The following is a 25,038-nucleotide window of genomic DNA, read 5'->3' as shown; positions in this document are numbered from 1 at the left end:
ACTAAGCCACTAACGCGGCGGATGTCCTACAGGTGGGGGCAGTGCGATGGATTTCAAGGGCTTGGCGGAATCAGGGCTCGAGCAATTCGAGGCGGCCGATTTCCTGCGGCTTGAAGCTGAAGCTGGCCTGGCCGGCGCCGCTGCCCAGCTGCTGGTTGAGGCGGATGCTGCCGTCGGCGTCGATGCCGACGAAGCGCCCCTCCACCGTGCCGCCGCTGGCCTTGCTCAGGCGCATGCTGAGGTTGCGGTACTGCTCGGGGTTGCGCTGCAGGCGCGCCAGGCTGAAGCGCTGGCGGCGGTCGAGCGGCCGGCTGAGGCGCTCCTCCACCGGCTGCGCCTCGGGCTGCGCGGCCGGCGGCGCCGCAGCCACGGTCGGTAGCGGTGGAAAGCGATCGCCGAGCACTGCCCAGCCCTGCTGGTCGCGCTTGCTCAGGCGGATCGGCAGACGCTCGGCGCGCCCGTCGATCAAGGCTTCGACCGGCAACTCCAGCTCGTCACCGTCAAAGGTAAAGGGCGGCAGTTTCAGCTCGCGCACGTCGCGGCTGGCGAAACGCCGCTGCAGGTAGTCATGCAGCACATGGACTATGGTGTCGCGCGAGTCGAAACGGCGGTCGACTTCGCCGTCCTCATAACGCAGGCGGTCGCTGTACAGCTCCACGCGGCCGCTCAGGCTGGTCTTGAAGCGCGGCGGCAGCACCAGGTGGAAATCGCCGACCAGGCGGTTCGGCGCCTGCGGCTGCAGGTCCAGGTGCAGGGTATAGCCGCGGCTCAGGCGCCGCGCCTCGGGCAGGTCCTGCTCCGGCAGCAGCCAACTCAGCTCCACCTCCGGCAGGTTGCCGCCGTCCTGCGGCAGTACGTCGAGGCGCAGCGCGCCGCTGACCGGCTGGGGCAGGCGGATGTTCAGCTCACGCTGGGCGAAGAAATCCAGGCCCTCGCGCAGGCTGAGCATGCCGTCGATCAGCTCGCCCTGCTGCGGGCGGAACGGCTGGCCGTTGAGCTCGCCGCGCAGCTCGATGGCCAGCTCGGCCGGCACCTGTACCTCGGGCTTGAGCCAGTCCAGGCGCATGATCGCCGCCAGGCGCTCGGCATCCTTGGCCGCCAGCAGGGTCAGGCCGACCACCAGGGGAATCACCCCCAGGCCGATCAGCGCCACGGCGCTGCGCGCCCGCGACCAATGGCGCAGCAGGTAGATCAGGGTCAGCGGCGGGATCAGGCTGCCCCAGCCCCACAGCAGGCTGGTGGCGAATGCCCGCATCACCAGCCAGACCAGACCGGCCAGCATCAACAGCAGGCCACCGATTATCAGCAACGCATCCATCCACAGGTTCCTTGTCGTTATTGCGGCGCGCTGCGTTAAGGCTCGTCGACCTTGAAATGGGCGCGGGCGGTGGCGATCGGCTCGGTCTGGGTGGTCTGCCAGGCGGTGATCGCCACGTTGGCGACCCGCCGGCCCTGGCGCCAGACCTGGCACTGCGCGTAGGTGTCACGATAATGACCGGCGCGCAGGTAATCTATCGAGAAGTCGATGATTTTCGGCAAATGTGGAATGCCCATGAACATCAGCAGATGGAGCATGGCGGCATGTTCCATGAAGCCGGCGATCACCCCGCCGTGCAGCGCCGGCAGCACCGGGTTGCCGATGCAGTCGCGGTTGGCCGGCAGGCGAAACACCATGTCCTCGCCCAGGCGCAGGCACTCGATGCCGAGCAGCTTGGCGTAGGGGATCAGGTTGATCAGCGGGTCGTAGTCGTTCTGCTGGTGGGCGCGGGCCACCAGTTGCTCCAGGTTCAGTTCGCTCATGCCGCACCGCCCTGCTGGATGTTCTGCTTCAGCTCGCCGCCACCCTGTACGGCCTTGCCCATACGCATGAAGGCGCCGACCACGTGGGCGATGGGCTGCTCGGGATCGTCCTGGTAGGCGTAACCGCGAGTGAAGATGACGTTGGGGGTAACCCGGTAGCACTCGGCGAAACCGAACACGTCCTTGCCGGGCTCGGCCGGGTGCATGTAGTCGATGCGCAGGTCCAGAGTCGGGCAGATCTCGAACTCCGGCAGCACGCAGACGGTGGAGATGCCGCAGGTGGTGTCCATCAGCGTGGTAATGGCGCCGCCGTGGATCACGCCGCTGTCCGGGTTGCCGACGATATGCGCGCTGTACGGCAGACGCAGGGTCAGTCCCTGGCTGTCGGCCGCCTCCACGCGCATGCCCAGCACCTGACAATGACGCAAGGCGGCGAGAAACCGCTGCGCCCGCGCCTGAATCGACTGCTCGCTCATCACTACGACCCTACTGCTTCACGGGAAAAGGCCGCGCATGATAACGCCTCGCGGCCCCACCCGGCCAAGGCCGGCGAGACGCACCGGGAACTTAAGCGCGTCCGCTCGCTCCAACGGGGTGCGCATGGGATCACCCCAGCCGCCTACAACTTCCACACATGGAGTGCCGACCGTGAACAAACCCCTGACTTATGCCCTGCTGCTTGCCGCTACCCTGGGTCTCGCCGCCTGCGAGAAGACCCCGGAAGACAAGATGGAGTCGGCCAAGGAGTCAGCCTCTGAAGCCATGGAAAACCTGGGCGACGCCGCCAAGGAAACCGGTGACGCCATCGAACAGAAAGCCGACGAAGTGATGGGCACCGAGCCGACCACTGGCGAAAAAATTCAGGACGCCGCCGAAGACGCCGCCGATGCCATCGAAGAGGCCGGCGACGAAGCCAAGGACGCCGTCGAAGGCCAGTAAGGCCCGAGCAACGAAAAAGGCCCGCCAATGCGGGCCTTTTTCTTTTACAGCGCCGGGCTGAGCATCAGCAACAGACTGCACAGCAAGCCGACCACCCAGATCAGGCTGCGCTGCCAGTGCAGGTCGTACCAATAGCACAGTAGGTACAGCACCCGACTGACCACGAAGGTCACCGCCAGCACATCCACCAGCACCCCGTAGGTCTGGGTGACGTGGGCCATCAACACGCCGACGGCGAACAGCGGGAAGGCCTCGAAACTGTTCTGGTGGGCAGCCAGGGCGCGCGCGCCGAAGCCCGTCAGGCGGTTCTGCTGGGTACGCGGATGACGGTTGTCGTAGCGCCCGTCACCCTCCTCGGCCATCGCCTTGGCCACCGGGGCCTTGGCGATGAAAATCAGCAGGGCGCTGATGAAGACGCACCAGAACGGCAGACTCATTCGCTCTTCTCCTTGGCCACTTCGGCGGCCGGCGTTGGGGTGTAGACCATCACTTCCAGCACATCCGAGTGGAATTCGCGGCGATACAGCACCAGCACCACGCCGGCGCTGACCAGCATGAAGAACCAGGGGTTGATGAACCAGGCCAGGGTCGCCATGCCGAAGTAGTAGGCGCGCAGCCCCTGGTTGAACTGGTTGGCGGCCATCGAGATGACCCGCGCGGTGCGCTCGGCGAAGGCCTTGCGCTCCTGCTCGGTGACGTGCCGTTCGCCGACCATGGGCGCCGAACCGACCAGCACCGCGGCGAAGTTGTACTGGCGCATGCACCAGCTGAAGGTGAAGAAGGCGTAGACGAACACCACCCCCAGGCACAGCAGCTTGACCTCCGACAGCTCGCGGCTGGCCGGTTGCACGAACGGCAGGTCGGCCAGCAGCGACAGCGCGCGGTCGGAGGCGCCGAGCACGGTGAGGATGCCGGCGAGGATGATCAGGGTGCTGGAGGCGAAGAAGGAGGCGTTGCGCTCCAGGTTGCCGATCACGTTGGCGTCGGCGATGCGGTTGTCGCGCAACAGCATGCGGCGCATCCAGTCTTCCCGGTACAGGTGCAACACGCTGGCCAGGCAAGGCGTGGCGCGGCCCTTCCACAGCGCATAGCGGGTGTAGCCGGCCCAGCAGACGACGAACCAGAGCGCAGCCAGTAGATGGGGCAAGTAATAATCGCTGATGGGCATGCCAACTCCTTGTAGGACTGGCGGCGATTATAGCCAGGCCCCCCCTGGGGTTGCCCAAGAAAAAGGCCGCCTCATGGGCGGCCTCTCATGGCGTTGGCGACTCAGGCCACAGCCGGCTGGCGCAGGGCCAGCAGCCGGTCGAGCGCCGCGACCAGCACCAGGGTCACCAGCACCGGCAGCAGCCAGCCCAGGCTCTGATCGGCCAGCGGCAGTTGGCCGAACCAGGCCGGCACCTGCTCGCCCCAGCCCGCCGCGGCGATGCCGTCGGCCAGGCCGAACACCAGGGTCACCGCCATCACCGGCACGAACACCAGGGACTGGGAGACCCACAGGCGATTGGCCAGACTCAGCGCCACCAGCACGATGGCCAGCGGATACAGGCCCACCAGCACCGGCACCGAGACGCTGATCAGCTGGGTCAGGCCCTGGTTGGCCACCCCCAGGCTGAACAGGCCGAAGACGATCACCACGCTGCGGTAGGACACCGGCAGCAGGTTGCTGAAGAACTCGCCGCAGGCGGTCAACAGGCCCACCGCGGTGGTCAGGCAGGCCAGGGTGATGACCACCGCCAACAGCAGGCTGCCGGGGGTGCCAAAGGTGTGCTGCACGTAGGTGGTCAGCACCTGCACGCCGTTCTGCGCGTCGCCGGCGATGCCCTGGCTGGTGGCGCCGAGGTAGAACAGCGCCAGATAGACCAGCGACAGGCCGATGGCGGCGATCACTCCGGCAATCACCGAGTAACGGGTGATCAGGCCGGCGTCGCTGACGCCGCGGTCGCGGATGGCGCTGGCGATGACGATGCCGAACACCAGCGCGCCGAGGGTATCCATGGTCAGGTAGCCCTGCAGGAAGCCCTGCACCAGCGGCGCCTCGCGGTAGCTGTCGGCTACCGTGCCGATCTCGCCGGCCGGCGCCAGCAGCGCCGCGCCGCCCAGCACCAGCAATGCCGCCAGCAGCACTGGGGTGATGTACTTGCCGATGCGGTCGACCAGCTGCCCGGGGTTCAGCGAGAGGAACAGCACCGCGGCGAAATAGGCCAGGGTATAGAGCAGCAGCGACAGGCCGTCGTTACCGGTGAAGGGCGCCACGCCCATCTCGAAGGACACCACGGCGGTACGCGGGGTGGCGAACAGCGGGCCGATGGCCAGGTACACCGCCACCGCCAGAATGGCGCCGGCGAGCTTGCCGATGGGCGCGGTCAGGCGCTCCATGCCGCCGCCGACGCGGGCCAGGGCGACCACGGTAAGCAGCGGCAGGCCGACGCCGGTGAGTAGAAAGCCCAGCGCCGCCGGCAGCAGGTTCTCCCCCGCCGCCAGACCGGCGCTGGGCGGAAAGATGATGTTGCCGGCGCCGAGGAACAGCGCGAATGTCATGAAGCCGAGGGCCAGGAGGTCCGAGCCTTGCAAACGAGTCATAAAGGGGAATACCACAAGCAGGAAATCGAAGAGTTGCGGAGGTTTCCTTCAGGGATCGGGGAAACGTCGCCCGAGCGTTTGGCTCGAACCACTGCAGGCATCGCCAGGCGCTTGTGGCGCCATGGACACCGGATAGTTGCGATACTAACGAAACTTGCTCGTTAGCAGCACAGTTGCCGGACGAGCTGTCGAACTGGCGTAACTCCCTGTCGCATGCCCGACAGTTGCACGGCTCCGGCGACAACTGCCCTGCCCTGCCCCGCCTGCCTTCCTGTAGGAGCGAACGGGCGGCGTTCCGCTGTATTCGCGATTTCGCGATTTCGCGATTTCGCGATTTCGCGATTTCGCGACGAGCTTCGCGGATAAATCCGCTCTTTCGCAACATCGACAGGCGCCAGGAACAGGCCCAAACAAAAAGGCCACCCGAAGGTGGCCTTTTTGCGCAGAGTCAACGAAGGCNGCAACATCGACGTCACCTTGACCATCGTCTGACACACTGGGGCGAACGCTGACGGCCTGGCCGTCAGCGGGCCCAAGAGGAAACACCGCAGCCACCCCGTATCGCTGCGGCTTGCCGCTGAATGTCGCCATGCCGATTGCCATCGGCGTACCCGCCAGCCCTGGTGCGAAGTGGTCACCGCGAAGATGACCGCTCGCAGCGGCACCGGCCCACGAGCAGCTGTCCAGCGCCTGCTGCAACCAGAACCGCCCTTGTGGATCCGTCCGCCATCCCGGTGGACACCAAGGTGATCCAGGTGAACGCTCGACGACCCACCGAGGCGGCCCAAGCAGCATTGCCCATCCCAAAGCGCGTCCGGAAGAACGCCGCCATCCTCACTCCGTCAGACTGAAAGGCAAGCCAGCGGACGGCCGGGCAGATATTCATCGGCCCGGGCAAGGCGGCCGGCAGCCCGGGATCCCTACTCTTCACTACGAGTCAATCGCGCACAGCGATAAACGCGAGAAGTAGTGATGAACCTATATCAGCCTGACCCCGTTACCCAGCACAGCGGCCATATCGGCGCTCGTCAGACCCGTGTCGAGGATGCTGCATTGCTGCGTGGCCTGGGCTGCTATGCCGACGATGCAGCCACCGCGCCCGGTACCCTGCACGCGGCCATCGTCCGTTCCCCCCATCCCCATGCCCGCATCACCGCCGTGGACTTCTCCAAAGCGCTGCTGATGAAAGGCGTGCACGGCGTACTCATCGGTGAGGACGTCAAGCGGTGGGCCCTGCCATTCCCGGTCGGCGTGCGTCAGCCGATGGAGCATTGGTGCATCGCCGTGGACAAGGTGCGCTACGTCGGCGAGCCAGTGGCGGTCGTGATCGCCGAGAGCCGTTACCTGGCCGAAGACGCCCTGGAAGGCGTACGTGTCGACTATGAGCCGCTGCCGCCGATCATCGACCCGGAAGCCGCCACCACCGAACAGGCGCCGGTGCTGCATGAGGCAGTCGGCAGCAACGTGGTCAACGAGCGGCATTTCCGCTACGGCGAACCGGAACAGGCCTTCGCGCAGGCGCCGCACCGAGTATCGTTGAAGGTGCGCTTTCCGCGCAGCTCCTGCACCCCCATCGAATGCTACGTGGTGCTTGCCCAGTACGAACGCGCCACCGGCATCTACGATGTGCTGGCCAACTTCCAGGGCCCCTATGCGCTGCACACGGTGATGGCCCGCGCGCTCAACGTGCCGAGCAACCGCCTGCGTCTGCGCACGCCGAAAGACTCCGGCGGCAGCTTCGGGATCAAACAGGGCGTGTTCCCCTACGTGGTGATGATGGGGCTGGCGGCACGCAAGGTCGGAGCCCCGGTGAAATGGGTCGAAGACCGCCTCGAGCATCTGCAGGGCGCGTCCTCCGCGACCAATCGGGTCACCGAGATCGAGGCGGCGGTGCAGGCCGACGGTCGCATCACCGCCCTGCGTTATGACCAGATCGACGACTGCGGCGCCTACCTGCGCGCACCGGAACCGGCCACCTTCTATCGCATGCACGGCAACCTCACGGGCGCCTATGCGATTCGCAACCTGCTGGTGCGCAACCGCGTGGTGCTGACCAACAAGACCCCCACCGGCCTCAACCGGGGCTTCGGCGGCCCGCAGGTGTACTTCGCCCTGGAGCGTCTGCTGCAGCATATCGCCGTGCAGCTGGATCTCGATCCGCTGGAGGTGATCCGCCGCAACCTGGTACCGGCCGACGCCTTCCCCTACCGGGCCGCGGCCGGCGCCCTGCTGGATTCCGGCAATTACCAGGCCGGCATCGATTTGGCGGTCAGGGACGGCGGTCTCGACGAACTGTTGCGCCGCCGCGAGCAGGCGCGCGGCGAAGGTCGGCTGTACGGCATCGGCTATGCCGCGGTGATCGAGCCGTCGATCTCCAACATGGGCTACATCACCGCCGCGATGACGCCCGAGGAACGGCGCAAGGCCGGGCCGAAGAACGGTGCGGTGAGCACGGCGACCATCAACGTCGGCCCGCTCGGCGACGTCAGCGTGCACGTCTCCTCGACGCCCCAGGGCCAGGGGCACCAGACCGCGGTGGCGCAGATAGTCGCCGATGTGCTCGGTGTGGCGCTGGAATCGATAGTAGTCAACGTCGAACTGGACACTCAGAAGGATGCCTGGTCGATCGCCTCGGGCAACTATTCCAGTCGCTTCGCCGGCGCGGTGGCCGGGGTGGTCTACCAGGCCGCGCTGAAGGTGCGCGATCGCCTCGCCGCGATCGCCGCCGCGCAACTGCAAGCCAAGGCGGCAGACATCCGCTTCGGAGGCGGCAAGATCTTCGTCGCCGACGGCGGTCCTTCCGCAGCCTTTCACCGCATCGCCGGCGCCACCCACTGGACGCCTGGCCTGCTCCCGCAAGGCGAACCGGGCGGCCTGCGCGAGACCGCATTCTGGAGCCCGCCGCAGCTCATGGCGCCGGACGACGACGATCTCATCAACAGCTCGCTGTGCTACGGCTTCGTCTTCGACATCTGTGGCCTGGAGATCGACCGCGTCACCGGCGCGATTCATATCGACCGCTACGTGACCTGCCACGATGCCGGCCGCCTGCTCAATCCCGCATTGGTCGACGGGCAGATCCGCGGCGGCTTTACCCAGGGGCTTGGCGCGGCGCTGATGGAGGAGTTCGCCTATGGCGAGGACGGCAGCTTCCTCTCCGGAACCTTCGCCGACTACCTGGTGCCCACTGCCCCGGAAGTGCTCGAGCCGGTGATCCTGCATCTGGAAACACCCTCGCCGTTCACCCCCCTGGGGGCCAAGGGCGTCGGCGAGGGCAACAACATGAGCACGCCGGTATGCATCGCCAACGCCGTGGCCGATGCCCTCGGCCGCGCCGACATCCGCCTGCCGCTGACTCCCTCGAAGGTGCGCACGCTGATCGGCATCGACGAGCCGCCGCGGCCGGCCGGCATGCAGCAGGACGACGGTTTCGCCGCAGAGCCGGCCGCTGGTTCGGCCCTGCGCGCCAACGATGCGGTGGTGATCCCTGCGCCGCCACAGCAGGTGTTCGACACCCTGCTCGACCCGGCCACCCTGGCGGCGATCATCCCCGGCTGCCATGCCCTCGAACTGCAGGGCGAGAATCGCTACCGCGCGGACGTCACCGTCGGCGTCGGCATGATCCGCGCGCGCTTCGAGGCCAAGGTCGCCCTGAGCGAGCTGGCCCCACCGCATTCGTTGCGCCTGTCCGGCTCCGGCACTAGCTCCATGGGCTCGGCCGAGGGCCACGCCAGGGTGCGTTTCGTCGCCTTGGAGAACGGCCACACGCGCCTGGAATACCAATACCAGGTCGCCGTCAGCGGCAAGGTCGCCGCAGTCGGCAGCCGCATGATGCAAGGGGCCTCGAAAGTGATCATCGGACAGATTTTCACCCGCCTGTCGCAGCGGGTCAGTGGCCAGGCGATCGCCGCGGGCTGGTGGCCCCGCCTGCGTGCGCTGTTGGCCAGGCTGCTCGGCAAGGGAGGTGCGCAATGAAACCGGCTGCCTTCGATTACGTCCGCGCCGAGAGTCGCCGCCAGGTGCTCGAGCTGCTCGCCGAGTATGGCGCGGATGCGCGCATCATTGCCGGCGGGCAGTCGCTGATGGCGGTGCTGAACATGCGCCTGGCCCAGCCCAAGCTGCTGATCGACATCAACCAGGTCGCCGACCTGGACTACATCGAGCTGCGCAAGGACTGCCTGGCGGTTGGCGCGGCGGTGCGCCAGGCGCAGCTGCTGGCGCGGCCGACGCTGCTCGACGAGGTGCCGCTGCTGGCCCTGGCGATGCCCTGGATCGGCCACTTCCAGACCCGCAACCGCGGCACCGTGTGCGGTTCGGTGGCGCACGCCGACCCCAGCGCCGAGCTGCCGCTGTGCCTGGTGACCTTGGGCGGCGAGATCGTCTTGGAGTCGAAGAAAGGCAGGCGCGTGGTCAAGGCCGCCGAGTTCTTCCAGGGCATTCTCACCACCGACAAACGCGCCGACGAACTGCTCGTCGAGGTGCGCTTCCCGCTCAAACGCGAGGGCATCGACTACCGCTTCCGGGAAATCGCCATGCGCCACGGCGACTTCGCCATCGTCTCGCTGGCCGCCTGTGTCGGCACCGACGAGGTGCGCCTGGGCGTCGGCGGGGTCGCCGATCGCCCGGTGATGCGCAGCCTGCCGCGCGGCCCGGCGCTGGCCGACGCGCTCAACGAAACCGCCTGGTCGCTCGACGCCCAGGACGATGTGCACGCCAGCGCGGCCTACCGCCGGCAACTGATTCGCGAGCTGGGTCACCGGCTCATCGAAGGAGTCTGAATATGCGCGCAACCGCCGAACAACGTTTTCCCGTCCGCCTCGAGCTCAACGGCCGCTCGCGCGAAGGCCTGGCCGAGCCGCGTACCCAGCTGTGCGATTTCCTGCGCCACGACCTCGGTGCCACCGGCGTCCATGTCGGCTGCGAGCACGGCGTCTGCGGCGCCTGCACGGTGCTGGTGGACGGCGTCGCCGTGCGTTCCTGCCTGATGCTCGCCGTGCAGGCCCAAGAGCGGCGTATCGAGACAGTCGAAGCGCTGGCCGACGACGACACGCTGAGCGACCTGCAACAGGCGTTCCGCCGTCATCACGCCCTGCAGTGCGGTTTCTGCACTGCGGGCATCCTCATGTCCTGCGTGGATTTCCTCGAGCGGCAGCCCGACCCGAGCGAGGCCGAAGTGCGCGACATGCTTTCCGGGCACCTGTGCCGCTGCACTGGTTACACCGGCATCGTCCAGGCGGTGCTGGAAGTGGCTGCCCAACGCCAAACGAACGAAGAGGTAAAACAATAATGTTCGATCTCGGACGCAGCTTCCTCGCTGCCGTGGAACGCCGCCCGCTGGCCACTGCGGTCAGCGACGGCACAGTGAAAAAAACCTACGAACAGTGGTTAGCCGATATCCAGTGTGCCGCCCACGGCCTCGCATCACTCGGACTGGGCAGGGGTGATCGCCTGCTGGTGACCATGCAGAACCGCTGGCAGATGGCGACCCTGCACTGGGCCTGCCAGTTCGCCGGCATCGTCATGACCCCGCTGAACTGGCGCTCGACTGCCGAGGAGTTGGCCTACTGCATCGAGGATGCGCAGGTCCGCGCATTGGCCTACGACGACGCCACCGTGGCTGCGGTCGCTGCCTGCGCGGCGGCGAACGGTCTGCCGCGGATCGCCGCGGGTGAGCGCGCCGCGGACGCCGACCTGAGCTTCGCCGAACTCTGCGCAGAGGCGCCGACGACGACCATCCTGCGCGCCACGCCCGAGGATTTCTCCCTGCTGCTCTATACCTCCGGCACCACCAGCAAGCCCAAGGGCGTGCCGCGCCGGCACAGCGCGGAACGCGCCGCGGCGGTCGCCCATGTGGCGCAGAACCTCTATCGCCACGGTGAATGCACCCTCGGCGTGATGCCGCTGTACCACACCATGGGGGTGCGCTCGCTGCTGGCCATGGCGCTGATCGACGGGCATTTCGTCTGCGTGCCGAAGTTCGACGTCGAGGCCACCCTGGAGGCCATCGAGCGGGAACGGGTCAGCAACCTGTACCTGGTGCCGACCCTCTATCACATGCTCATCGAGCACCCGGCCTTCGCCCGCGAACGGGTCGCCAGCGTGGAGAAAATCGGCTTCGCCGGCGCGCCCATGAGCGACGGGCTGATGCGCCGTGTCGAGCAGGCGTTCCAGCCGCAGTTGTTCGTCAACCACTACGGCAGCTCGGAGATCTATACCTTCACCATCGACCAGCAGGCCAGCCGCAAGCCTGGCTCCTCGGGGCGCAGCGCGCTGAACCAGCGGGTGCGGGTGGTGCCGATCGACGCCGAATCGGCACAGGTGCAAAGCAAGCCCATGGAAGAAGGCCAGATCGTCGCCGACCTGGCCAGCGACGAGGCGTTCGAAGGCTACCTGAACCGCCCCGAAGCCACGGCCAAGGCGCTGCGCGACGGCTGGTACTTCACCGGCGACACCGGCTATTTCGATGAGGACGGCGACCTGTTTGTCACCGGGCGGGTGGACGACCTGATCATCACCGGCGGCGAGAACGTCAGCCCGGTGGAGATCGAGAACGTGCTCTCACTGCACCCCGCCGTCGAGGAAGTGGTGGTGGTCGGTCTGCCGGACGAACAGTGGGGCAAGATCATCGCCGCCTTCATCAAGCGGCGTGCCGAGGTCGACGAAAGCGAACTGGATGCCCACTGCATCAGTTCCGGCCTGGCCAAGTTCAAGCGGCCGCGGCGTTACCAGTTCATCGACGAAATTCCCAAATCCCCCGTTGGCAAGGTGCTGCGCCGCGTCTTGCTGGCCCAGCACCAGGAACAGGCCCAAAAAGGCTGACTGCTCACTATCCCGAGGACATTTATCATGCAACTGCAAGCGACCCAGCAATTTCTCGAAACCCCGTTCGACGGTTTCCAGGTCGAGGTCGATGCGGCCCGTGAGCGCGCCGACATCATCCTCAACCGCCCGCCGCTGAACGTCATCTCCATGGCCCAGCGCGACCAGCTGCGCCAGGTCTTCGAAGCGCTTGACGCACACCCGCAGGTGCGCGTCATCGTGCTGCGCGCGGTGGGCGAGCACTTCTCCAGCGGCGGCGACATCAAGGGCTTCCTCGAGGCCTCGCCGGAGCACGTCTCCAAGCTGGCCTGGAACGTCGCCGCGCCGGTGCGCTGCGAGAAGCCGGTGATCGCCGCCAACCGTGGCTACACCTTCGGCGTCGGTTTCGAGCTGTCGCTGGCCTGCGATTTCCGCATCGCCTCGGAGACCACTCGCTACGCATTGCCCGAGCAGAATCTCGGGCAGATCCCCGGCTCCGGCGGTTCGGCGCGCCTGCAGAAGATCATCGGCGTGGCCCGCACCAAGCACATGGTCATGCGCGCCAAGCGCATCAGCGGCGAACAGGCCTATGACTGGGGCATCGCCACCGAGTGCGTCGCGGACGCCGAGCTGGACAGCACGGTAGACGCGCTGGTCGAAGAACTGCGGCGCTTCTCGCCACTGGCCCAGCGCACGGCCAAGCGCTTGATCAACGACAACGAAGACGCGCCGCTGAGCGTGGCCATCGAGATGGAAGGCCACTGCTACAGCCGCCTGCGCAGCTCGCATGACTTCAAGGAAGGCGTCGAGGCGTTCCACAGCAAGCGCCCGGCGGTATTCCGCGGCGAGTGATCTTCCCGTCGGGGCTTGCCTGCGGCAGGCCCCGGCAGACAACGGCCATACCGCAGTACAACAACAATCGCGGAGAACGGGTCATGCCTGGCAATAAAGCGAACACGGTTTTTGCATCACCCTCCGACGTCTCAGCAGGCTATTCACTGCGAGAGGCATTCACCCTCAAGTCGGTCAGCGCCGGGGTCGTAGCCGCGCTGTTCGGCTGTTCCGGGCCGGCGCTGATCGTCATCAGCGCCGCCGAAGCCGGCCATCTGAGCAATGGCCAGACGGTTGCCTGGCTATTCGCCATCTACGTGCTCGGCGGACTGATCAGCATCGGCATGGCGCTGCGTTACCGCCAGCCGATCTGCGGCGCTTACTCGATTCCTGGCGCGGCGATCATGATCGCGGCACTCGGCGGTCTGGATTTTCGCCAGGCGGTCGGCGCCTTCATCATGAGCGGTGCGCTGGTCCTGCTGCTCGGCTTGAGCGGGCTGATCGGCAAGTTGATGCGCTGGCTGCCGATGCCCATCGTCATGGCGATGATCGCCGGGGCGATGATCCGCTTCGGCGTCGGCGCGGTAGAGGCGGTCGGCAGCGTACCGCTGATGGCCGGTCTGGCGGCGCTGACCTTCTTCCTGGTCATGCGCTTCGTCAAGGCGGTGCCGCCGGTGCTGGCTGCCGGGGTGGTGGGTTTCGCCGCGGCCTTGGCCCTGGGCCTGCTGAAACCGGCGGATGTGGATATCGCCTTCGTCATGCCGACGTTCACCACACCCATGTTCACCCTGGCGACCTTCTTCGCCATATCGGTGCCGCTGGCGGCGCTGGTGATCGGTGCCGAGAATGCCCAGGCCACCGGCGTGCTGATGGTCGAGGGCTACAAGCCGCCGGTCAATGAGATGACCGTGGTGAGCGGCGTGGGCGGCATGCTGGCCGGGCTGTTGGGCGGGCACAACGCCAATATCGCCGGGCCGATGACGGCGATCTGCAGTTCCGAGCAGGCCGGCGACGATCCGCGTCAACGCTACGGGGCGACCCTGGTCAATGGCGTGCTGTTCGCCCTGTTCGGCGTATTCGCCGGTGTCGCCGTGCCCTTCATCCTCGCCTTGCCGCGTGAGTTGATCCTGGTGGTCGCCGGCCTGGCGATGATCGGCGTATTGCTCAGCTCGTTGCAGCAGGCCTTCCACAAAGAAACCGGCTGCCAGATCGGTGCATTCGTCGCCCTGGTGGTGGCCATGAGCAAGTTCAGCCTGTTCGGTATCAGCGCGCCGTTCTGGGCGCTGGTGATCGGCGTAGCGGTGTCCTGGGTGCTCGGCGAGTTGCGCCGTGAGCGGGCCGCCTAGAGTGGCCTGGCCCTCGCCGAGTAACGACACAGCGCGCACGTCTTAAACGCTGTCCCCCTCGAGAGTTCCCACTGCCACACATGGACCGGCACGAGGCCCGTGGGAGCTCTTTTGCCTAAAAATCGAATAAGAAAGAGAGCGTATAACTATGACCTTTACCTTAACTCGCCTATGCAAAGCCACCCGTTGCCTGGTCTACACCGGTTTTCTGCTGGGGTTGCCGTTCCAGGCTTTGGCGGCCGACAGCGATTTTTTCAAGGACGCCACGGCAACACTGCAAGCACGCAATTACTACTTCAGTCGCGACTTTTCCGACATAGTCGGGCCGAACCAGCAGTCCAAGGCCGAGGAGTGGGCGCAGGGTTTCATCCTCAACGTGAAATCCGGCTACACCCCGGGGCCGGTGGGTTTCGGCGTGGATGCCATCGGCCTGCTCGGCCTCAAGCTCGACAGCAGCGCGGATCGGGTGAATACCGGCCTGTTGCCGACCCGCGAGAGCGGCAAGGCCGCCGATGATTACAGCCGCCTGGGCGCCGCCTTGAAGGTCAAGCTGTCGGCGACCGAGCTGAAGGTCGGCGAGCTGCAGCCCAACCTGCCGGTGCTGGCCTTCAGCGACATACGCCTGCTGCCGCCGAGCTACCAGGGTGTCAGCGTCGTCTCCAACGAGCTGGCCGGGCTGACCCTGCAGGCCGGCCACCTCAACTCCACCAGCCTGCGCAACGAGGCCGGCGACGACCAGATGCTGGCCACCCTCGGCCACCTGCCGCAGCGCGCCACCCGCAGCGACGCCTTCAACTATGCCGGCGCTGACTACGCCTTCAACGCCAGCCGCACCACCGCCAGCGCCTGGTACGGCGAGTTGGAGGACATCTACAACCAGCGCTTCATCGGCCTCAAGCACAGCGAGCCGCTGGGCGACTGGACCCTGGGCGCCAACCTCGGTTTCTACGACGCTAGTGAGGACGGCGACCGCTTGCTCGGCGACATCGACAACCAGGCGCTGTTCTCCCTGCTGTCGGCCAAGCACGGCGGTCATACCTTCTATCTCGGCTACCAGGCGATGTTCGGCGATGACGCCTTCCCGCGGGTGTTCGCCAACATCGCGCCGCTGGGCAACGAGGTGCCGACCTTCGAGTTCGCCTCGGCCGACGAGCGCTCCTGGCAGGCGCGTTACGACTACGACTTCGCCGCCATGGGCGTGCCGGGCCTGGTGGCCGGGGTGCGCTACATCCGCGGCGACAACGTCGATGCCCAGGCCACCAACCGCGGCGGTGCGCGCTACGAGGGCAAGGACTGGGAGCGCGACCTGGACATCGGCTACGTGGTGCAGAGCGGGGCGCTCAAGGGCCTCGGCGTGCGCGTGCGCAACGTCACCGCGCGCTCCAACTACCGCACCGACATCGACGAGAACCGGCTGATCCTCAGCTACAGCCTGACTTTGTTTTGAGCCCTTCCCGGTATCCCGGGTGATGGCTTGGCCCGCTCTCGCGGGCCTTTTTTATTCGCCCATCAGCCCTTATTTAGACGAAAAGGCAAATCGGCAGACGTAAAGACCAATATTCCATCGGGGTGGCAAGGCGTGCGCCATTGCGTGCCGTAACCTGACCATCCGGCGGACGGCTGATAAAACGCTGCAACGACAAAACGCAGGCGTCACCGGGGATTTCCCGCACCCGTGCATGTCTGGACAGGGGCGAAACGGGCAACTTCGCGTCTGCTGCCTCCCCTGTTAAGGCACGGGTGATAGCGGCTCTACGAGGTACTGGAAGCATGCGCCATCTCGATCTACAGGTTGTCAGCCAGGCGCTCGACTGGGCCCGTGCCGGTCGTGCGTTGTGGTTCTGTACGGTTCTCTCGACCTATGGCTCGGCGCCGCGTGCGCCGGGGGCGATGCTGGTGGCCAGCGGTGCCGGCGAGCATGTCGGTTCACTCTCCGGCGGCTGTGTCGAGGAGGAATTCCTCGCCAGCCTGGCGCGTGGCGAGCTGCGCGAGCCGGCGCAGATTGTCCGCTACGGCGACAGCGCCGAGGAGAGCCGGCGCCTGCGCTTGCCCTGCGGTGGGGTGCTGGTGGTGCTGGTGGAACACCGCGCGCCCAGCGGCGAGTGGATCGAGCACCTGCAAGCCCTGCAGGCGGCGTTGCTCGGTCAACATCGCCTGATGCGTCATGTCGACCTTGGCAGTGGTGCGCTGCGCCTGGATCCGGACGCCGGTCAGGGTAGCGAACGGGTGCACATCGTCGATGAAACGGTGCGCATTCATGTCGGCCCGGTGCTGCGCCTGATTCTCGCCGGGCTCTCCCCGGTGGCCGAAGCCTGCGCCGCTTTTGCCCGCGCCATCGGCTGCGAGGTGATCGCCTGCGACCCCCGCGAGGAGGTCGAGCACATCGTGCTCGACGGCGTGCAGATGCAGCGCGTGCTGCCCTCGCTGTTTATCGGCGCCGGAGGCTGCCACGCCGCCACCGCAGTGGTGGCGTTGACCCACGATCCGCGTATCGACGACCTGGCGCTGATGGAAGCGGTGCGCACCCCGGCGTTCTACATTGGCGCCATGGGCTCGCAGGCCACCTCGGCCAAGCGCGCCGAGCGGCTCAAGCGCGTTGGCGGCCTGTCCGACGAGCAGATCGCGCGCCTGCACATGCCCATCGGTCTGGATCTGGGTAGCAAGGCGCCGGCGGAAATAGCCCTGGCGGTCATGGCGGATGTCCTGCGCGTATACCACGGCAAGGCGCGTCATGCCTTGTGAGCAGGTCGCGGCCCTGGGGCTGGCGGTATTGCGCGGCGATATGCCTCGGATCGGCTCTACGACTCATGGATACTTGTGCGCCAAGGCAAATCGATCAAATATTGCGCAGCCCCGCTATCGAGGCTACTCAGCACATCCGCTGTGGTTTGGCCAAGATTTCTGGCCAGCGCTGCAGGAACTCGATGGCGATAGCGGTGCCCCTGAATTCCTCCGTGAGCACGCGGCGCCCGCCGTGGAGGGTCCAGGTATCCACCTGGATATCGATACGCCTGCCGACCTTCGGCTAACCGCCCCGAGGGAAATCTTCCAAGACGGCGCAGAGAGAACCAAGCGCTGCGGACAACGCTCATCCAGCGGATGAGGGAGAACAGCTTATGTCGGACGCTCAACGCGTATTTCATGGCAATTTCGGCCGCGTTGCCTTGTTGAACATGAACAAACCCTTGGTCATGCATACCCATTCGGAATGCCATGTGCTGGTGAAAGTGGCGGGAGACGACACCTTCTTCAACGTCCGCGGCCGTCAGGTGCCGCTGACCGACCGCAATGCGGTCCTGGTCAACGCCTGGGAACCGCATTATTTCGATTATCAGGCAGGTGCCGGCAATACCTTGATTCTGGCTCTGTACATCGAGCCGGCCTGGCTGGCCACCGCGCAACAGTCGCTCGCCTTGAGCAGTCGGCCAGACTTTTTTGCGCAATCCTCCATGGAACTGAGCACGCAAAACCGCAATCTGGCGGATCGCTTGATTGCTGAAATGCACAGCCCTGGCCTGGTTCCACAGGAGCGTATCGAGTTTTACCTGTTCGACTTCCTCATCCAGCTGATCGAAGACTCCTCGCAGTGGCGGCACCTCTGTCGGATGGGCGTTCGCACCGTCAATGACTACCGCGACGCGCGGGTGCGCAAAGGTACCGACTATTTGCTCAATCACCTGGATGACCCGGCGCCAATCGACAATGCGGCCAAAAGCTGCGGTCTGTCGCGCGCGCACTTCTATTCCCTGTTTCGCAAGGACACCGGCATGACCCCCAACCTGCTGCTCAACGCGGCGAGGATGCGGCGTGCCTTTTCCTGGCTCGACAGCGAGCGCAGTGGCACCCTGGGCTTGCTTTCCGAATCCTTGGGGTTCTCCGAGCAGGGGCATTTCACGCGCTTCTTCAAGCACCATATCGGCGCCTCGCCGAGCCAGTACCAGCGGGTGGTGGACAGTTACCCGCATGCCTGAGCCATGGATCCTCGGTGGTTGCCGGAGCCCAGTGCACAGGGTTCTTGCATTGAAGCGAGTGGCTGCTGCCGGTCGTGGCCGGCCAGAGATGACCAGGGCCGGCGGTGCGCACCGCGCTGGATCGGGTCGCCCGAGCGCCGAAGAACAGCCTCGAGCCAGCGGTTGAAAAAACTAACCCCGCCACCGTTACCGGTGGCGGGGTTTGGTTTTGCTCATCGTTCTTCGCGACTGCTCACACAGAGCTACGAACCTGTTCCCAGGTCAGGTCCAGGCACTTGCGTGCTTTTTCCACCAGTTCGTCGATCTCCGCACGGCTGATCACCAGCGGCGGCGCAATGATCATGGTGTCGCCCACGGCGCGCATGATCAGACCATTGTCGAAGCAATGACCGCGGCAGACCATGCCCACGCCCACCTCGCCGGAGAAGCGCGTGCGCGTCGCCTTGTCCCGCACCAGCTCGATGGCGCCGAGCATGCCGACGCCGCGCACCTCGCCCACCAGCGGATGCTCGGCCAGCTCGCGCAGACGTTGCTGCAAATAGGGTGCCGTTTCCATCCTGACCCGCTCGACTATGCCTTCTTCCTTGAGCAGGCGCAGGTTGGCCAGGCCCACCGCCGCCGCCACCGGGTGGCCGGAGTAGGTGAAGCCGTGGTTGAAGTCGCCGTGCGCCTCGATGACGTCGAACACCTTGTCGCTGACGATCAGCCCGCCCATGGGCACGTAGCCCGAGGTCAGGCCCTTGGCGATGGTCATCAGATCGGGCTTGAGGCCGTAGTAGTCGCTGCCGAACCACTGGCCGGTACGGCCGAAGCCGCAGATCACCTCGTCGGCGACGAACAAAATGTCGTACTTGGCCAGGATTTCCTTGATCCGCGGCCAGTAGCTCTCGGGCGGGATGATCACGCCGCCGGCGCCCTGGATCGGCTCGGCGATAAAGGCGGCGACATTCTCCACGCCCAGCTCGAGAATCTTCGCCTCCAGCTGGTCGGCGGCCCACAGGCCGAACTCGTCCGGGCTCTTGTCGCCCCCCTCGCCGAACCAGTAGGGCTGCGGGATATGGGCGATGCCGGGGATCGGCAGGTCGCCCTGCTCGTGCATGCCCTTCATCCCGCCGAGGCTGGCGCCGGCCACGGTGGAGCCGTGGTAGCCGTTCTCGCGGGCGATGATGATCTTCTTGGCAGGCTTGCCCTGACACGCCCAGTAGTGGCGCACCAGGCGCAGCATGGTGTCGTTGCCTTCCGAGCCGGAACCGGTGAAGAACACGTGGTTCATGCCTTCGGGGGCCAGTTCGGCGATGGCCTGGGCCAGCTCCAGCACCGGCGGGTGGGCGGTCTGGAAGAAGGTGTTGTAGAACGGCAGCTGGCGCATTTGCGTCGCCGCGGCCTCGACCAGTTCCTCGCGACCGTAGCCGACGGCCACGCACCAGAGCCCGGCCATGCCGTCGAGGATCTTCTGGCCCTCGCTGTCCCACAGGTAGACGCCCTTGGCCTCGGTGATGATGCGCGGGCCCTTCTCGGCCAGCTGTTTGTAGTCGCTGAACGGCGCCAGGTGATGGGCGCGGCTCATGGCCTGCCACTGGGCGGTTTTCGGGTTGTGCATGGCGCCTCCTTACAGATACCAGCGGTATTCGCGCGGGTTGATGTCGTGCATAAAGGCCAGGTGATCCTGGCGTTTGTTCTCGCAATAGACCATGACGAACTCGCTGCCGAGGCCGGCGGCGACCCGCTCGCTGGCCTGCATGCGGCGCACCGCTTCGAGCATGTCCTTGGGAAAGTCCACGCCGCTGGCGCGGTCGTCATTGAGCGGGGCGATGGGCTCGGCCTGCGCGTCCAGGCCCTGCTCGATGCTGGTCAGGAGCGCCGCCAGCACCAGATAGGGGTTGGCATCGGCGCCGGGCAGACGGAACTCCAGGCGCAGGTTGCGCGCATCCGACTCGGGGATGCGCACGCAGGCGTCGCGATCCTCGAAGCCCCAGCTGGCGCGGCTGGCCGAGTTGACCATGGCACCGAAGCGGCGGTAGCTGTTGTGGTTCGGCGCGTAGATCGGCATCAGCTGCGGCAGCAGCTGCAAGCAGCCGGCCACGGCATGGCGCAACGGGCGCTGCGCGTCGCGCGCCAGCAGGTTGTCGCCGGCCTCGTCGTACAGGCTGACGTGCACGTGCATGCCGCTGCCCGGATGCTGCAGGTAGGGCTTGGCCATGAAACTGGCGCGATGGCCGTATTTCAGCGCCACGCCGCGGGTCAGCCGGCAGAACAGCGCCGACCAGTCGGCGGCCTGCAGCGGGTCGGCGTTGTGGCCGAAGTTGATCTCGAACTGCCCCGGGCCCAGCTCGGCGGTGATCACCGTGGCGTCGATGCCCTGCAGGCGCGCGGTCTCGGTGATGTCGCCGAGCACGCCTGCGAAACGCGACAGCCGCTCGATATGCATGTTCGGCTGATCGTCGGCATCGCCGCTCAGGTCGTCGCGGGGGAACTGCGGCAGGCCATCCTTGAGCGTCTTGTCGAACAGGTAGAACTCCAGCTCGAAGGCCACCACCGGACGAATGCCGCGTGCGGCCAGACGCTGCACCACCCGCGCCAGCACCTCGCGCGGCTCGAACTCGATGGGCGCTTCGGTGCCGTCGGAGCTGATCAGCATCTGCCCCAGCGGCTGGCGCTCCCAGTTCACCGGCTTGAGCGTGCCGGGGATCAGCCGCCGCGGCGCGTCCGGGTCGCCGTCGTGGAAGCAGTAGTCGCCGATTTCGTAGAGCCCGCCCTGGGCGCCGAGCAGCACGCAGTTCTGCGGCAGCTTGAGGGCGCTGCCGGCGGCGACCTTTTCCAGCATCTCCACGGGGTAGCGCTTGCCGTAGAAATGCCCGGGGATGTCCAGGCAGATCAGGTCGACGAAGCGCGCCTCGGGGTGGGCCTGGCGGAACTGGCGAACTTCATCGAGCAGTGCATCGGTAGTCATTGTTGTTGTGTCCACGTCGCAGAATCAGGTGTAAATCCACAGCACCCGCGTCGGGGTGTCGCCCAGGTTGGCGTAGCGCAGGCGCGCATAGCTCGGCACCTGGAAGGCGTCGCCGGCATGCAGGGTGGCGCCGCTTTCGTCCTCGCCCAGCCACAGCGTCAGCTGGCCTTCGAGCACGTAACCGCCCTGCTCCGAGCGGTCGCTCATCTGCCGCTCGCCGCTGCTGGCGCCGGGTTCGAGCAGGCTTTCGAGCAGGGTGAAGGCGCCCTGCAGCGTCGGCGAGGCCATGATGTCGGTGATGCCGCCGGCGAAATACAGGGTGCGCCGCTCGTCCGGGCGGGTCACCCAGTCCAGCGCCTTGGGCCTGGGCAGGTTGTAGAAATAGGTGGTGGGCACGTCGAGCGCCTCGCTGATGGCGGTCAGGTCCGCCACGGTCGGCCGCGACAGGCCGCGCTCGACCTGGGACAGGAAGCCCACCGAGCGGCCGATACGTTCGGCCAGCTCGTTCAGGGTGACCTTCTTGTGCTTGCGCAGGTCGTGGATGAGGATGGCCAGGGCGGCCATTTCTTCGTGCTTGTCCATCGCCGCCTCGTAATCAGAAATAGTCACGCAGTCGATACCAGGCCTTGCCGATGGCCTCCAGCGGCGCGGCCAGACGCTCACCGAAGGGAAACGCCGGATTGCGCAGCTGCTGGTACAGCGCCAGCTCGTCGGGCTGGCCGAGGATGGCGTCGCTCACCGCCCGCGCCGCCGCCAGGGTCGGCAACACGCCGTGGCCGGAGTAGCCCTGCAGCCAGTAGCGGCCGTTCTCGCCGCCGATGTCCGGGGTGCGCGCGCGGGTCACGTCGATATGCCCGCCCCAGGCGAAGTCGATGGCCACGCCGGCCAGCTGCGGGAACACCCGTTCGAGGAACGGCCGGGTGGCCGCCGCCATGTCCTGCGGCAGGCCGCCCAGGTAGGTGCAGCCGCCGCCGAACAGCAGGCGGTGGTCGGGAGTGCGGCGGAAATAATCGAGCACGAACTGGTTGTCGGTGACGCAGGCGTTGCGCGGCAGCAGCGCCGCGGCGCGTTCGGCGCCGAGCGGCGCGGTGGCGATCTGGTAGGTGCCCACCGGCAGGATGCGCCGGGCCAGACGCGGCTCCAGGCTGTCGATATAACTGTTGCAGGCCAGCGCCAGTTGCTCGGCCTGCACACTGCCCTGCGCGGTACGCACGAGGTAGCCCCCGGCATGCGCCTGCTGGCTCAGCGCGCGGCTCTGCTCATGGAGCCGCCCACCGGCGCGGACGAAGGCTTCGGCCAGGCCCAGGGCCAGCTTGAGCGGATTGAGGTGACCGGCCTCGGGATCGAAGAGCCCGGCCTGGTAGCGCTCGCTGGCGACCCACTCCGGCATCTGCTCGCGGAAGACGAACTGCAGCGTGCGATGGCCCCACTTGCGCGCGGCCTCCTCCTGCCATTCGTGCAGCAACGCCACCCGCCGCGGCAGCACCGCGGTCCACAGGTGGCCGCGGCGGTAGTCGCAGTCGAAGCCGTGGCGCTGCGGCAGCTCGCGCAGCTCGCCGGCGGCCCAGGTCATGCCGTCCCACAGCCGGCGGGCGCGTTCGAGACCGAGGGCTCGTTCCAGCGGCGGCATATCGCAGGACCAGCCGAGAATCGCCTGGCCGCCGTTACGCCCGGACGCAGCCCAGGCCACCCGGCTGGCCTCCAGCAGGATCACCCGCTTGCCCGCCTCGGCCAGGCGCAGCGCCGTGTGCAGGCCGCTGAAACCGCCGCCGATCACCAGCACCTCGCAGCGCTGCTCGCCCTGCAGCGGCGCATGCTCGCTCAGGCGATCGGCGCAACTGTGGGCGTAATAGCTGTCGACGTGCTGGCTGGCGTGGCGGAACATGGGCGCCTCATGAAATTATCAATTTGTAATTTCATGAAAATCTACGCCGATAAATTCACAAAGGCAAGCCGTGCCTCTGCCGCCCTCGCCCCAACACGCCGCGGACACGGCCGACGCCTCAGGCCACCTGTTGCAGTGGCTCCAGCGCGCATTCGAGGCTGGCGATCAGGTCTGCGCCGATGGCCTCGGCCAGCACGCCGCGCAAGGTTTCGCCGGCGAGAAAGGCGTCCCGCGCCGCGACCGAACGCCAGCGCCCCTCCACCTGCCAGCCCGGGGCATCGCCGGCCAGCGGGAAAATCCGCAGCTCCAGGCAGCCCGATCCATCGATGCCGACGCCATCGAGCCGGGCCAGGCATTGGCCCAGTTGCGCCGAACGGCGCTGGCGGGCGCGAAAGGTCATACGGTGAACGATGCACATGACAACCTCCTGGAATGCATTCAGTACAGGCCCGCGGCGTTGCGCTGCAACACGTGGGGCGCGGCGTCGGGCTCGGCGAACGGCGCGCAGTCGCCGGCCCGCGAATCGAGCCAGGCGGTGGCGAGCAGCAGCAGGGTCAGGGGCGCGAGCAGCCATTTGCTGGACATGGCCTGTCCTCCTTGTGGCGAATGGGGCCCAATCACCGATCAGCGGGCGATAGCGCGACTGCCGCTGAATTGGCGCAGTGGCTTGCCTCTGTCGGCGCTGACGGCAGGGCAATCGGCGATGCCTGCAGAGACTAGGTCGGCCGGCGTGCGAGCGTTAGTCGATTACTGGCCAATTATTGCCTAAAACTGCCACGACAATTTGACCGAAGAGAAATCGACAGGGGTTAACGCCATGGATGAAACACCTTGTTTCATCGGCGATTTGCCCATTCCTGGCGAATATTTGCCTAATCCTGCCACCCCTCATGACTTGCCTGAAAAACCTGGCTAGGCTTCACGCTTCCTCAGGAGATTTGCCATGCAGTCACCCACGCACAGCACCAGCGCGCTCGAGACCCCGCTGGCCGAACTCAGCCATGAACTGGCGCGCCTGGTCGAACGCTTCGTGCCCGAAGACGGGGTGCATGTCACCGCCATTCCCGGCCTGAAACTGGCGCGGGCCACCACGCCCAGCCTGCCGATGCAGACGGTGTACGACCCCTGCCTGTGCATCATCGCGCAGGGCAGCAAGGAGATCCGCCTGGGAGATGAGCTCTACGTCTACGATCCGCTGAACTACCTGGTGGCCTCGGTGGTGCTGCCGGTGACCGGTCGGGTGATCGAGGCCAGCCCGCAGCGGCCCTACCTGAGCCTGGCGTTGGAAATCGATCCGGCGCTGATCAGCAGCCTGCTCACCGAGATGCCGCCTATCGCGCCCCCCGATGCCGCCTCGCAACGCGCACTGTTTCTCGATCGCCTCGACCCGCGCCTGCTGGACGCGGTGATCCGCCTGCTGCGCCTGCTGGAAACCCCGCGCGACATCGCCATGCTGGCGCCGCTGGCGCTGCGCGAGATCTTCTACCGCATGCTGCTCAGCCCGCAGGGCCATCGCCTGCACGAGGTGGTCATCGCCGACAGCCAGAGCCAGCGCATCTCGCGCGCCATCGAATGGTTGCGCAAGAACTTCGATCAGCCGCTGCGCATCGAGGAGCTGGCGCGCGAGGTCAACCTCAGCCCGTCGACCCTGCATCACCGCTTCAAGGCGGTCACCGCCTTCAGCCCGCTGCAGTACCAGAAGCAGCTGCGCCTGCAGGAGGCGCGCCGGCTGATGCTGTGCGACAACCTGGAGGCAGCGGCGGCCAGCTACCGCGTCGGCTACGAGAGCCCGTCGCAGTTCAGCCGCGAATACAGCCGCCTGTTCGGCTCGCCGCCGCAGCGCGACATCGCCCGTCTGCGCCAGGCGGCGCAGAACCAGGCGGCGTCCTGATAACCGCGCAGGGCCATGCCCCGGTGGGAGGCGTTTCAGTGGCG

At 66.5% G+C, this 25,038-nt stretch carries 24 protein-coding genes; 12 read left to right on the top strand and 12 right to left on the bottom strand.

The genetic code is table 11. The annotated features are described in order from the left end of the window. Nucleotides 1-70: 70 nt before the first annotated feature. Genes ACW9UL_RS09890 through ACW9UL_RS09880 form a run of 3 tightly spaced genes read right to left on the bottom strand, consistent with a single transcriptional unit; the run spans nt 71 to nt 2,276 of the window. Nucleotides 71-1,318, bottom strand: a complete 1,248-nt coding sequence (locus ACW9UL_RS09890) for an MFS transporter (RefSeq protein WP_457790479.1) — start codon at nt 1,316-1,318, stop codon at nt 71-73. 35 nt (nt 1,319-1,353) lie between these two features. Beyond that, on the bottom strand, nt 1,354-1,800 hold the full coding sequence (locus ACW9UL_RS09885; RefSeq protein ID WP_021442493.1) for a PaaI family thioesterase: 447 nt from the start codon (nt 1,798-1,800) through the stop codon (nt 1,354-1,356). Further along, a complete protein-coding gene (locus ACW9UL_RS09880; RefSeq protein ID WP_457790477.1) occupies nt 1,797-2,276 on the bottom strand; it encodes a PaaI family thioesterase in 480 nt (159 codons plus the stop codon). The genes ACW9UL_RS09885 and ACW9UL_RS09880 overlap by 4 nt, the downstream gene beginning before the upstream one ends. Nucleotides 2,277-2,448: 172 nt before the next feature. Here ACW9UL_RS09880 and ACW9UL_RS09875 point away from each other — a divergent pair, with 172 nt between their 5' ends. Then, a complete protein-coding gene (locus tag ACW9UL_RS09875; protein ID WP_457790475.1) occupies nt 2,449-2,739 on the top strand; it encodes a hypothetical protein in 291 nt (96 codons plus the stop codon). 44 nt (nt 2,740-2,783) lie between these two features. Here ACW9UL_RS09875 and ACW9UL_RS09870 read toward each other — a convergent pair whose 3' ends face one another. From ACW9UL_RS09870 to brnQ, 3 genes are all read right to left on the bottom strand, one after another. After that, nucleotides 2,784-3,176, bottom strand: coding sequence for an MAPEG family protein (locus ACW9UL_RS09870; protein WP_457790473.1), 393 nt, complete (start codon nt 3,174-3,176; stop codon nt 2,784-2,786). Next, on the bottom strand, nt 3,173-3,907 hold the full coding sequence (locus ACW9UL_RS09865) for a DUF599 domain-containing protein (protein WP_122107742.1): 735 nt from the start codon (nt 3,905-3,907) through the stop codon (nt 3,173-3,175). The genes ACW9UL_RS09870 and ACW9UL_RS09865 overlap by 4 nt, the downstream gene beginning before the upstream one ends. A gap of 101 nt (nt 3,908-4,008) precedes the next feature. Then, nucleotides 4,009-5,322 (bottom strand): branched-chain amino acid transport system II carrier protein, encoded by a 1,314-nt coding sequence (gene brnQ, locus ACW9UL_RS09860; protein WP_457790471.1) that lies wholly within the window; start codon nt 5,320-5,322, stop codon nt 4,009-4,011. 972 nt (nt 5,323-6,294) lie between these two features. Between brnQ and ACW9UL_RS09855 the strand changes: the two genes are divergently transcribed. The 10 genes from ACW9UL_RS09855 (at nt 6,295) to ACW9UL_RS09810 (ending at nt 18,268) form a co-directional block, all read left to right on the top strand. Then, nucleotides 6,295-9,297, top strand: coding sequence for a xanthine dehydrogenase family protein molybdopterin-binding subunit (locus tag ACW9UL_RS09855; protein ID WP_457790470.1), 3,003 nt, complete (start codon nt 6,295-6,297; stop codon nt 9,295-9,297). Then, a complete protein-coding gene (locus ACW9UL_RS09850) occupies nt 9,294-10,100 on the top strand; it encodes an FAD binding domain-containing protein (RefSeq protein ID WP_457790468.1) in 807 nt (268 codons plus the stop codon). Before ACW9UL_RS09855 ends, ACW9UL_RS09850 begins: the two co-directional genes overlap by 4 nt. A gap of 2 nt (nt 10,101-10,102) precedes the next feature. Beyond that, complete coding sequence (locus ACW9UL_RS09845) at nt 10,103-10,609, top strand: (2Fe-2S)-binding protein (protein WP_457790466.1); 507 nt, start codon at nt 10,103-10,105, stop codon at nt 10,607-10,609. After that, a complete protein-coding gene (locus tag ACW9UL_RS09840; RefSeq protein WP_457790464.1) occupies nt 10,609-12,141 on the top strand; it encodes an AMP-binding protein in 1,533 nt (510 codons plus the stop codon). Before ACW9UL_RS09845 ends, ACW9UL_RS09840 begins: the two co-directional genes overlap by 1 nt. A 27-nt stretch (nt 12,142-12,168) precedes the next feature. Next, nucleotides 12,169-12,972: an enoyl-CoA hydratase/isomerase family protein gene (locus tag ACW9UL_RS09835; RefSeq protein WP_021445636.1), complete on the top strand. Its 804-nt coding sequence runs from the start codon at nt 12,169-12,171 to the stop codon at nt 12,970-12,972. 83 nt (nt 12,973-13,055) lie between these two features. After that, nucleotides 13,056-14,297: a benzoate/H(+) symporter BenE family transporter gene (locus ACW9UL_RS09830; RefSeq protein ID WP_021445637.1), complete on the top strand. Its 1,242-nt coding sequence runs from the start codon at nt 13,056-13,058 to the stop codon at nt 14,295-14,297. Nucleotides 14,298-14,445: 148 nt separating this feature from the next. Continuing rightward, the gene (locus tag ACW9UL_RS09825) at nt 14,446-15,744 is read left to right on the top strand and encodes an OprD family porin (RefSeq protein WP_457790462.1); all 1,299 of its coding nucleotides are present in this window, start codon (nt 14,446-14,448) and stop codon (nt 15,742-15,744) included. A gap of 323 nt (nt 15,745-16,067) precedes the next feature. Then, nucleotides 16,068-17,039: an XdhC family protein gene (locus ACW9UL_RS09820; protein WP_457790460.1), complete on the top strand. Its 972-nt coding sequence runs from the start codon at nt 16,068-16,070 to the stop codon at nt 17,037-17,039. Continuing rightward, the gene (locus ACW9UL_RS09815) at nt 16,996-17,400 is read left to right on the top strand and encodes a nucleotidyltransferase family protein (protein ID WP_457790458.1); all 405 of its coding nucleotides are present in this window, start codon (nt 16,996-16,998) and stop codon (nt 17,398-17,400) included. The genes ACW9UL_RS09820 and ACW9UL_RS09815 overlap by 44 nt, the downstream gene beginning before the upstream one ends. Before the next feature lie 13 nt (nt 17,401-17,413). Continuing rightward, nucleotides 17,414-18,268, top strand: coding sequence for a helix-turn-helix transcriptional regulator (locus ACW9UL_RS09810; RefSeq protein WP_457790456.1), 855 nt, complete (start codon nt 17,414-17,416; stop codon nt 18,266-18,268). A 232-nt stretch (nt 18,269-18,500) separates the two neighbouring features. Here the strand turns inward: ACW9UL_RS09810 and ACW9UL_RS09805 are convergent, their stop codons facing one another. From ACW9UL_RS09805 to ACW9UL_RS09780, 6 genes are all read right to left on the bottom strand, one after another. After that, complete coding sequence (locus ACW9UL_RS09805) at nt 18,501-19,868, bottom strand: aspartate aminotransferase family protein (RefSeq protein ID WP_457790455.1); 1,368 nt, start codon at nt 19,866-19,868, stop codon at nt 18,501-18,503. 9 nt (nt 19,869-19,877) lie between these two features. Further along, nucleotides 19,878-21,218, bottom strand: a complete 1,341-nt coding sequence (locus tag ACW9UL_RS09800; RefSeq protein WP_457790453.1) for a glutamine synthetase family protein — start codon at nt 21,216-21,218, stop codon at nt 19,878-19,880. 24 nt (nt 21,219-21,242) lie between these two features. Beyond that, nucleotides 21,243-21,800 (bottom strand): helix-turn-helix domain-containing protein, encoded by a 558-nt coding sequence (locus ACW9UL_RS09795; RefSeq protein ID WP_021442704.1) that lies wholly within the window; start codon nt 21,798-21,800, stop codon nt 21,243-21,245. 13 nt (nt 21,801-21,813) lie between these two features. Then, complete coding sequence (locus ACW9UL_RS09790; RefSeq protein WP_457790451.1) at nt 21,814-23,103, bottom strand: NAD(P)/FAD-dependent oxidoreductase; 1,290 nt, start codon at nt 23,101-23,103, stop codon at nt 21,814-21,816. A 118-nt stretch (nt 23,104-23,221) separates the two neighbouring features. Then, the gene (locus ACW9UL_RS09785) at nt 23,222-23,521 is read right to left on the bottom strand and encodes an antibiotic biosynthesis monooxygenase (protein WP_397497324.1); all 300 of its coding nucleotides are present in this window, start codon (nt 23,519-23,521) and stop codon (nt 23,222-23,224) included. Nucleotides 23,522-23,541: 20 nt separating this feature from the next. Beyond that, a complete protein-coding gene (locus tag ACW9UL_RS09780; protein ID WP_021442701.1) occupies nt 23,542-23,688 on the bottom strand; it encodes a hypothetical protein in 147 nt (48 codons plus the stop codon). A gap of 358 nt (nt 23,689-24,046) precedes the next feature. On the opposite strand from ACW9UL_RS09780, the gene ACW9UL_RS09775 reads away from it, so the two are divergent. Further along, nucleotides 24,047-24,994, top strand: a complete 948-nt coding sequence (locus ACW9UL_RS09775; RefSeq protein ID WP_457790448.1) for an AraC family transcriptional regulator — start codon at nt 24,047-24,049, stop codon at nt 24,992-24,994. Nucleotides 24,995-25,038: the final 44 nt, after the last annotated feature.

It is taken from the genome of Pseudomonas sp. PL-6, from assembly GCF_054110165.1.
Note: the sequence above shows the minus strand (reverse complement) of the source record. Positions and strands in the feature narration are given on the sequence as shown.

Coding starts and splice junctions, on each gene's coding strand:
- ACW9UL_RS09890 (WP_457790479.1), bottom strand. CDS start 1,318: ATGGATGCGTTGCTGATAATCGGTGGCCTGCTGTTGATGCTGGCCGGT.
- ACW9UL_RS09885 (WP_021442493.1), bottom strand. CDS start 1,800: ATGAGCGAACTGAACCTGGAGCAACTGGTGGCCCGCGCCCACCAGCAG.
- ACW9UL_RS09880 (WP_457790477.1), bottom strand. CDS start 2,276: ATGAGCGAGCAGTCGATTCAGGCGCGGGCGCAGCGGTTTCTCGCCGCC.
- ACW9UL_RS09870 (WP_457790473.1), bottom strand. CDS start 3,176: ATGAGTCTGCCGTTCTGGTGCGTCTTCATCAGCGCCCTGCTGATTTTC.
- ACW9UL_RS09865 (WP_122107742.1), bottom strand. CDS start 3,907: ATGCCCATCAGCGATTATTACTTGCCCCATCTACTGGCTGCGCTCTGG.
- brnQ (WP_457790471.1), bottom strand. CDS start 5,322: ATGACTCGTTTGCAAGGCTCGGACCTCCTGGCCCTCGGCTTCATGACA.
- ACW9UL_RS09855 (WP_457790470.1), top strand. CDS start 6,295: ATGAACCTATATCAGCCTGACCCCGTTACCCAGCACAGCGGCCATATC.
- ACW9UL_RS09850 (WP_457790468.1), top strand. CDS start 9,294: ATGAAACCGGCTGCCTTCGATTACGTCCGCGCCGAGAGTCGCCGCCAG.
- ACW9UL_RS09845 (WP_457790466.1), top strand. CDS start 10,103: ATGCGCGCAACCGCCGAACAACGTTTTCCCGTCCGCCTCGAGCTCAAC.
- ACW9UL_RS09840 (WP_457790464.1), top strand. CDS start 10,609: ATGTTCGATCTCGGACGCAGCTTCCTCGCTGCCGTGGAACGCCGCCCG.
- ACW9UL_RS09835 (WP_021445636.1), top strand. CDS start 12,169: ATGCAACTGCAAGCGACCCAGCAATTTCTCGAAACCCCGTTCGACGGT.
- ACW9UL_RS09830 (WP_021445637.1), top strand. CDS start 13,056: ATGCCTGGCAATAAAGCGAACACGGTTTTTGCATCACCCTCCGACGTC.
- ACW9UL_RS09825 (WP_457790462.1), top strand. CDS start 14,446: ATGACCTTTACCTTAACTCGCCTATGCAAAGCCACCCGTTGCCTGGTC.
- ACW9UL_RS09820 (WP_457790460.1), top strand. CDS start 16,068: ATGCGCCATCTCGATCTACAGGTTGTCAGCCAGGCGCTCGACTGGGCC.
- ACW9UL_RS09815 (WP_457790458.1), top strand. CDS start 16,996: ATGTCCTGCGCGTATACCACGGCAAGGCGCGTCATGCCTTGTGAGCAG.
- ACW9UL_RS09810 (WP_457790456.1), top strand. CDS start 17,414: ATGTCGGACGCTCAACGCGTATTTCATGGCAATTTCGGCCGCGTTGCC.
- ACW9UL_RS09805 (WP_457790455.1), bottom strand. CDS start 19,868: ATGCACAACCCGAAAACCGCCCAGTGGCAGGCCATGAGCCGCGCCCAT.
- ACW9UL_RS09800 (WP_457790453.1), bottom strand. CDS start 21,218: ATGACTACCGATGCACTGCTCGATGAAGTTCGCCAGTTCCGCCAGGCC.
- ACW9UL_RS09795 (WP_021442704.1), bottom strand. CDS start 21,800: ATGGACAAGCACGAAGAAATGGCCGCCCTGGCCATCCTCATCCACGAC.
- ACW9UL_RS09790 (WP_457790451.1), bottom strand. CDS start 23,103: ATGTTCCGCCACGCCAGCCAGCACGTCGACAGCTATTACGCCCACAGT.
- ACW9UL_RS09785 (WP_397497324.1), bottom strand. CDS start 23,521: ATGTGCATCGTTCACCGTATGACCTTTCGCGCCCGCCAGCGCCGTTCG.
- ACW9UL_RS09780 (WP_021442701.1), bottom strand. CDS start 23,688: ATGTCCAGCAAATGGCTGCTCGCGCCCCTGACCCTGCTGCTGCTCGCC.
- ACW9UL_RS09775 (WP_457790448.1), top strand. CDS start 24,047: ATGCAGTCACCCACGCACAGCACCAGCGCGCTCGAGACCCCGCTGGCC.